Source organism: Ectothiorhodospira marina (assembly GCF_900109495.1).
GTDB lineage: Bacteria > Pseudomonadota > Gammaproteobacteria > Ectothiorhodospirales > Ectothiorhodospiraceae > Ectothiorhodospira > Ectothiorhodospira marina.
Window position 1 is genome coordinate 22,422 of the sequence record NZ_FOAA01000023.1, and the last position, 6,008, is coordinate 28,429.

Sequence of the window (6,008 nt, forward strand, 5' to 3'; positions counted from 1 at the left end):
ATTTTTGCTGTTTTTAAGTATAAAGAACCCTGATCTCAACAGAGGTCAGGGTTCGGTTCTTAATTATCTGCAGCTTGATGGGCGGTATTGGGTTTCAAGTGTACCCCCAGTGCAACTCCAGGTTACTGCTCCTGCAGTAGTCAAAGGCGTAAAAACAAGTGTTGCGTCTTGAGGTACGCCTGCCGCAGAATTGAAAGTTACAGTGATAACGCCGTCAGAGCCAATCGCAATGCCACTTATATTATCAGTGGTTGGTGAAGTATAGCCTGCAGCGTTGTTACTGTCCGGGAAGTTACTGGTTGAAAGTACATGCTCTGAGACCGCAGTCCGTGCAGCCGATGCCAAGCTAATTCCTTCTGATACTTTTGCCCGGGCGGTATAGTCCTGATACGCTGGAATGGCCACCGCCGCCAAAATCCCAATAATCGCCACCACGATCATCAGTTCGATCAAAGTAAAACCCTGTTGTTTCTGCATCACGAAACACCTCGTCTGTAAAAATCATTCCATCGTTCCAAGGCCAATCACCTCGGCCTCACTCGGCAGGTACCCTGCAGATCCCGGGCCAACACTTGAGTGGTTCTTTTCCAGGGATGAGCGGAGGCTCGGGGCGGTGTCACGCCCGGGTGGCACTGGGTGAGTGAAAGGGTTGGCATGGGTTGGGTGGTGCCAGGTGGGCGGGAGTATCCGTAACCTGTGCCATTGCAAGGGGGTATCGACTGGCCCTCACCCCCAGCCCCTCTCCCGCTTGCGGGAGAGGGGAGCTTTTCCGTGGCGGGGCGACCTCTCTCCAGCCCCCTCTGTGATCCATCACCCAAATCCCACCACCCGGCGGCCCACACGTAATGCCGAGGCGTATCATCGGTCATAGTGTGGGAGAGATGACGACACCATGACACCTATGCCTTCGATAACCCACTCACCCCAGAAGGGTTTCTCGCTCATTGAGTCCCTGGTGGCCTTGCTGGTGCTCTCCGTGGGCCTGCTGGGCCTGGCGGGGTTGCAGTTGCTGGGGATGCAGAGTTCCCATTCTGCTTATCAGCGCACTGTGGCCAGCGTGATCGCCACTGATGCGGGGGAGCGGTTGTGGATCGAGTTGTCAGAGAAGGGCGGGGAACTCACCGAGTCGGACGTGGAGTCGGTCAGGGATGACTGGCGAGATGACTGGATGCATCAGGCAGGCCCCGACGCTGACGGCAACCACCCGGTGTCGCTGCCCGGGATGAACGACGCGGACATCACCTGCGACCTCAGCGATAACGTGTGCGTGATCAGCGTGCGCTGGGTTGAAGGGCGTTTCGACGAGCAGGACGACGAGTCCCGATTCGACTACCGCGTGCGTCTGCCCGTGGACATCACGAGCGGGAGTACCTCATGAACCACCCAAGACAACAAAAGGGCCTCTCCCTGGTGGAACTCATGGTCGCCCTGGTCATTGGGCTGATCCTCACCGCCGGCGTGATCAACGTCTTTCTTGGCAATCAGGCCGCCTACCGCGAGACCCAGCGGTTCAGCGAACTGCAGGACAATATCGGCTTTGCCATCAACTTCATGATGAGGGACATGCGTGGGGCGGACGTCATTGCCAAAACCACTACACCCGAAGGCATCAGTGTGATCCGCGACCGCGTCGCGGCCGTCTGTGATGTGAGCGGTCCCGGCAGCGAAGTGATTTATCACGTGGATGGCGATGCCCTGCGGTGCGGGCCGAGTGGTGGAACGGGTTTGATCCTGGTTCAAGGCGTGAAGCCGGATTCCACATTGCAATTTACACAGATACCAGACCCACTTCCCTCGGGCACCGACCCCATCGGCGCAGAAATCACCCTCATCTTCACCAGCCAAGCCAGCGAAGGTGGCCCGCAGCGCCATCATGCCCTGACATTCCACGTTGCCCTGCGGGGCCCCATCCTCAGAAACCTGCCCAACTCGTAATCGCCAGCCGCAGGGAAGCGGCGGCTCAACACCCGCCCCCACCCACTGGGCCAGGGGCAAGGAGCCATCCATGAACGCCCCCAAGCACTCCCAACACGGCACTGTCCTCATCGTCAGCCTCATCATCCTGGCCATGGCCACCCTCATCGGCGTGGCTGGCATGAACGGCAGCTTCATTCAGGAACGCATCGCCGGCAACCAGAAGCAGACCACCGAGGCCTTCATGGCCGCTGAAACTGGCCTGAGCCAGGTGATTCAGGATCTGCGCGATCCCGCTTTTGCTCACTGGGGTCAGCGCGACAACAGCCTGGAGGTCATCGGTACCCAGGCGCGCTATCTGGGGAATGACCAGCAAGTGGCCTGGCAACTGGAGTCCCTCACCTATGCCGGCGGCACGGCCACCGTTCGCGTGCGTGGCTGGGTGGCGCCCACGGGCACTGAGCGGGTCCTGGAAGCCACGTTGGATCGCGGCCTGGGCGGCCCATCACCGGAGTCGGCCTACACCTGCTACGGACCCAGCTGCCAGACACGCACCGGCTCCAATGCGGCAAAAACCGTCTACTACGATGGCCGCGACTGGAGACTGCCCAGCACGACCTCGTGCTCGGGCTCCGGTTGCGATGGCGAGATGGTCGACCACCGCGATGGCGACAAGGCCGGCATCTATCTGATCGGTAACGACAGCTCAGATGCTATTGGCACCGGCAACCAGGACGGTAACAACCGCTCCGACCAGATCCAGGGCGACCCTCCCGTGCGTCAAACGGACCAGAATGCCTCGGAAGCCGGCGTGACCGTATCCGATTGGCAGGCCTATGCCGATGCACTCACATCCCGCTCGGATACGGGGCAGATCGACGTGAACACCGGCAACACCGTGGATATCTCCCAGTTCCTGGGCAGTCGCGACGCCCCGGCGGTGAATCATGTGACCGGTACCGGCAGCATCCGCCTGAGCGGCAATACTCATGGGGCCGGGGTGCTCATCGTCTCCGGCGATATCGAGATCTTCCCTGCCAATGGCACCATGACCTTCGAAGGCCTGATCATCCTGCGGGACGGTGCCCGTCTGTCCTCGGGCTCGGGCACCGCCAACGTCTTTGGCTCCATCATCTCCCTCACCGGTAATGAAGACGCCGTGGACGCCGACCTGGGCGGCAACTTCAGCCTGAAATACAGCTCCGAAGCCCTGGAAAACCTGAGCGAACACGGCCTGTGGGGCAGTCCGCTGACCGCACCGAGGGTGGTAACCTGGAAAGAGGTCGTGAACACGGACACCTGAAGCCATGCACCTGGTCACCCTGAAAACCGCCATCTTCCTCACCGGCTTGAGCCGACGCACCCTGTGGCGGCGCATCGCCACGGGCGCCATCGCCAAGAAGAACAAGGACGAGCCCCTGGGCCGCACCCAGGTCGCCCTGGAAGGCCTGATGGATGACATCGGCATGTCGCTGAGCGAAGAGGACATGGACCTCATCCGTCGGGCAGACAACGGCGAGCCCTTGGCGCAAGGAGAGCTGGGCCTGATGCTATTGCAGGCCGGCCAGCCGGAGCGGGCCCACCACTGGCTGGAGCAGGCCGCCACCCGCGAAGACCCGGACGCCATGCACTGGCTCGGGCGTTGTTACATCTGCGGCGAAGGCGTGGAGGCCGATGAGTCGCTGGGGCTGTCGTGGATCACCCGGGCCGCGGCCCGGGGGCATGTGATTTCGAGGCGCCAGGTGGAGGTGTTGAGGGGGGAGGCGGGTTAGTGTGCCGGCCTATTTCCATCAGGTGTTGCGCCAAGGCCTCGTAAGCTGGCAGCGATGTGGGGTCATTCGCGGCGTTTCCCGCCACCGGGTGACTCGCGAATCGGGCGATGACCATTTCCGCTGCAGGGTCGATGTAGAGGGTCTGGCCGTGCACACCCCGAGCCATGAATGCACCATGGGCATTATGAGTCACCCACCACATGTTGCGATAGCTCCAACCTGGCAGCAGGGGGTAGTCGGCCTTCGCGAAGTGTTCACGACTGGCGCCGCGACGAATATCTGCCACGACTTCCGGTGGTAGAATCTGCTGATTATTGTAGCGGCCATTGTTGCGCACCATTTCTCCGAAGCGCGCGAGGTCACGCAAGCCAGTATTCAGGCCGCCGCCGGCAAACGGTGTCCCAATGGAGTCGACGGACATGTACGCATCCTGCTCTGCGCCCAATCGGCTCCAGATGCGCTCCGACAGCAGTTGCGCCACATTGCGGCCAGTGACTCGGGCCAATACCCAGCCAAGGGCATCGGTGTTTGCGGTACGGTAATGGAAGGCTTGGCCATGCTCGCCCTCTGGGCCGACCGTAGCAAGGAACTCGTAATAGGTACGTGGCCCCTGATAACCCGCTGGCTTGGGTAGCGGGTTGCCCGCGGCGGCATGCGCCCATACCTCGGCGTCTGGATTCGCATAGTCCTCGCTGAAGCGAATCCCGGTGGTCATGTCCATCAGCTGGCGCACAGTGGCGTTCCCAAAAGCCGATTCGGCCAACTCGGGTATATAGTGGGCGGTTGTGCGCTTGGGATCGAGCGTGCCCTCAGCCACAAGCAGTGCAGCCAGAGTGCCAACAAACGTTTTTGTCACCGACATGGCACCATGCTGCCCTTCGGGCCGCAAGACGCCGAAATAGCGCTCGTACGCGACGTTCCCGCGGTGAAGAACAATGATGCCATCGGTATAGTTGGCCTTTAGAGATTGCTCCCAGGTCATCGGTGCGCTCCCGCCGAGTGGGACGAAGGTGAGCGCATCGATGTCATTGCGTAACTCACGCGTGAGCCGGGAGGGCTGGGTTAGGCCTCGCGATACGTTGACCGTCGGCATGAGTTGCCGGAAGTTGGCGACACTCCAACGCATCTGCGGAAACCGGAAGTAACTGCCGTCGTCGAAACGCAGGATTCGGTCAGCCGGTGGTGGGGAGCCGATCATCCAGCCCAGTGCGGCCGGGTCACTGGCCTCAGCATCCGGGAACTGCGAAGACCCGGCATGGGCAGAGAATGCAAGTGCGCTCAGCAAAAGGCAGCCTCGGAGCCAGGGCGGTATCTTCAGTTGATGGACCCCCATCACAATCCTCCTTCCTCTAGCCGATGGAACACCTGCGGTGCGCCTGATCACGTCCTATTGTTCTAGCGATAAGGTAGCGCGGGCATGTCGCGGAGTCCAATAGGACGTAAAAGGGGGCTGTCCCCGTTTCCGTTCTTGGTCGGCGAGCTTGTAGGCCTCCTCGTCACGTCTCGCACCCACAGCAATGATCAGCACCTGGACGGCGTTTCCATCCACCCTGTACACGATTCGAGTATTGCCCGTTCGGATTCGTCGGCAACCGGCCAAGGTGCCACGCAGTGGCTTTCCCAGCTTTTCGGGTTCGCCATCACGGATACGCTCCTCAATCACATCAAGAACCCGTTTGGCAGCAGCCGAACCCAATTGCGCCAGGTCTTGCCGGACGCCCGGATGGTAGATCACCTTCCATGTCACGGATCAGTCGCCTTGCTCGAAAAGGGACCGCATATCTTCATGAGAGATGGCCTGGTCGGCCTCATAAGTGGTTAACCGATCCCGTGCCACAGCTTCGATGCGCAGATCTTCGAGTTCATCGACAAGGTCTTGATACGCCTGAACATTCATCATTACCGCAACGGGCTTATTATCCTTTCCGCCCTTTGAGCGGCGAGCATCAGCGAGAGGGAGGGGACGATGTCAACCTACCCCTTGAACAATTCATCCAGGGTGTTGGCTGTGAGCAGCCGGGTACCCCAAACGCCCAATTGCTCATCGGATGCGGATGAAAGTCGCTCATCCACCCAGCTTGGAAGTTCGCCGAACTTGAATGCCAACTGGGTGCGAAGCAACCCCTCCAAACCGGCGTGGCGTCCTTCCTCACGTCCTTCCTCACGCCCTTCCTCAAGGCCTTCCCGCTTCGCCTCATTCAACAGCGACACCTCATCCCGGAGGGCGCGTTCGCGCACGAAGGCCAGACGGCGGGCTTCCTCATCGGCGCTCAGTTCCTTGAGGCGGTTCATCGCCTGCTGTACAGGCTCATGGGCAATCTT

General features: G+C 60.6%; 7 protein-coding genes and 1 pseudogene. 4 read left to right on the forward strand and 4 right to left on the reverse strand.

The window, feature by feature from the left end; genetic code table 11:
* Positions 1 to 63 precede the first annotated feature (63 nt).
* Positions 64 to 477, reverse strand: a complete 414-nt coding sequence (locus tag BMY52_RS14440) for a pilin (RefSeq protein WP_090255633.1) — start codon at positions 475 to 477, stop codon at positions 64 to 66.
* 415 nt (positions 478 to 892) lie between these two features.
* Between BMY52_RS14440 and pilV the strand changes: the two genes are divergently transcribed.
* The 4 genes from pilV to BMY52_RS14460 all read left to right on the forward strand — a co-directional run bounded on the left by pilV (position 893) and on the right by BMY52_RS14460 (position 3,686).
* Positions 893 to 1,378 carry a type IV pilus modification protein PilV gene (gene pilV / locus BMY52_RS14445; RefSeq protein ID WP_090255635.1) on the forward strand — a complete coding sequence of 162 codons (486 nt, stop codon included), beginning with the start codon at positions 893 to 895 and terminating at the stop codon, positions 1,376 to 1,378.
* Entirely contained in the window at positions 1,375 to 1,935 is a 561-nt protein-coding gene (locus tag BMY52_RS14450; RefSeq protein WP_090255636.1) for a PilW family protein, read from the forward strand. Before pilV ends, BMY52_RS14450 begins: the two co-directional genes overlap by 4 nt.
* A gap of 70 nt (positions 1,936 to 2,005) precedes the next feature.
* Positions 2,006 to 3,217 (forward strand): pilus assembly PilX family protein, encoded by a 1,212-nt coding sequence (locus BMY52_RS14455; RefSeq protein ID WP_090255638.1) that lies wholly within the window; start codon positions 2,006 to 2,008, stop codon positions 3,215 to 3,217.
* A 4-nt stretch (positions 3,218 to 3,221) separates the two neighbouring features.
* A complete protein-coding gene (locus BMY52_RS14460; protein WP_090255640.1) occupies positions 3,222 to 3,686 on the forward strand; it encodes a tetratricopeptide repeat protein in 465 nt (154 codons plus the stop codon).
* On the opposite strand, the gene BMY52_RS14465 is transcribed toward BMY52_RS14460, so the two are convergent.
* The 3 genes and pseudogenes from BMY52_RS14465 to BMY52_RS14475 all read right to left on the reverse strand — a co-directional run.
* The gene (locus BMY52_RS14465; protein WP_090255643.1) at positions 3,613 to 5,019 is read right to left on the reverse strand and encodes a serine hydrolase domain-containing protein; all 1,407 of its coding nucleotides are present in this window, start codon (positions 5,017 to 5,019) and stop codon (positions 3,613 to 3,615) included. The two genes, BMY52_RS14460 and BMY52_RS14465, sit on opposite strands and share 74 nt — an antisense overlap.
* 54 nt (positions 5,020 to 5,073) lie before the next feature.
* Complete coding sequence (locus tag BMY52_RS16045; RefSeq protein WP_090255646.1) at positions 5,074 to 5,433, reverse strand: type II toxin-antitoxin system RelE family toxin; 360 nt, start codon at positions 5,431 to 5,433, stop codon at positions 5,074 to 5,076.
* A gap of 227 nt (positions 5,434 to 5,660) precedes the next feature.
* Positions 5,661 to 6,008 (reverse strand): annotated as a pseudogene (locus BMY52_RS14475) (Rpn family recombination-promoting nuclease/putative transposase); the annotation flags it as partial.

Bases quoted from the DNA above. Each gene is read 5' to 3' on its own strand.
- BMY52_RS14440 (WP_090255633.1), bottom strand. From the start codon at position 477: ATGCAGAAACAACAGGGTTTTACTTTGATCGAACTGATGATCGTGGTG.
- pilV (WP_090255635.1), top strand. From the start codon at position 893: ATGACACCTATGCCTTCGATAACCCACTCACCCCAGAAGGGTTTCTCG.
- BMY52_RS14450 (WP_090255636.1), top strand. From the start codon at position 1,375: ATGAACCACCCAAGACAACAAAAGGGCCTCTCCCTGGTGGAACTCATG.
- BMY52_RS14455 (WP_090255638.1), top strand. From the start codon at position 2,006: ATGAACGCCCCCAAGCACTCCCAACACGGCACTGTCCTCATCGTCAGC.
- BMY52_RS14460 (WP_090255640.1), top strand. From the start codon at position 3,222: ATGCACCTGGTCACCCTGAAAACCGCCATCTTCCTCACCGGCTTGAGC.
- BMY52_RS14465 (WP_090255643.1), bottom strand. From the start codon at position 5,019: ATGGGGGTCCATCAACTGAAGATACCGCCCTGGCTCCGAGGCTGCCTT.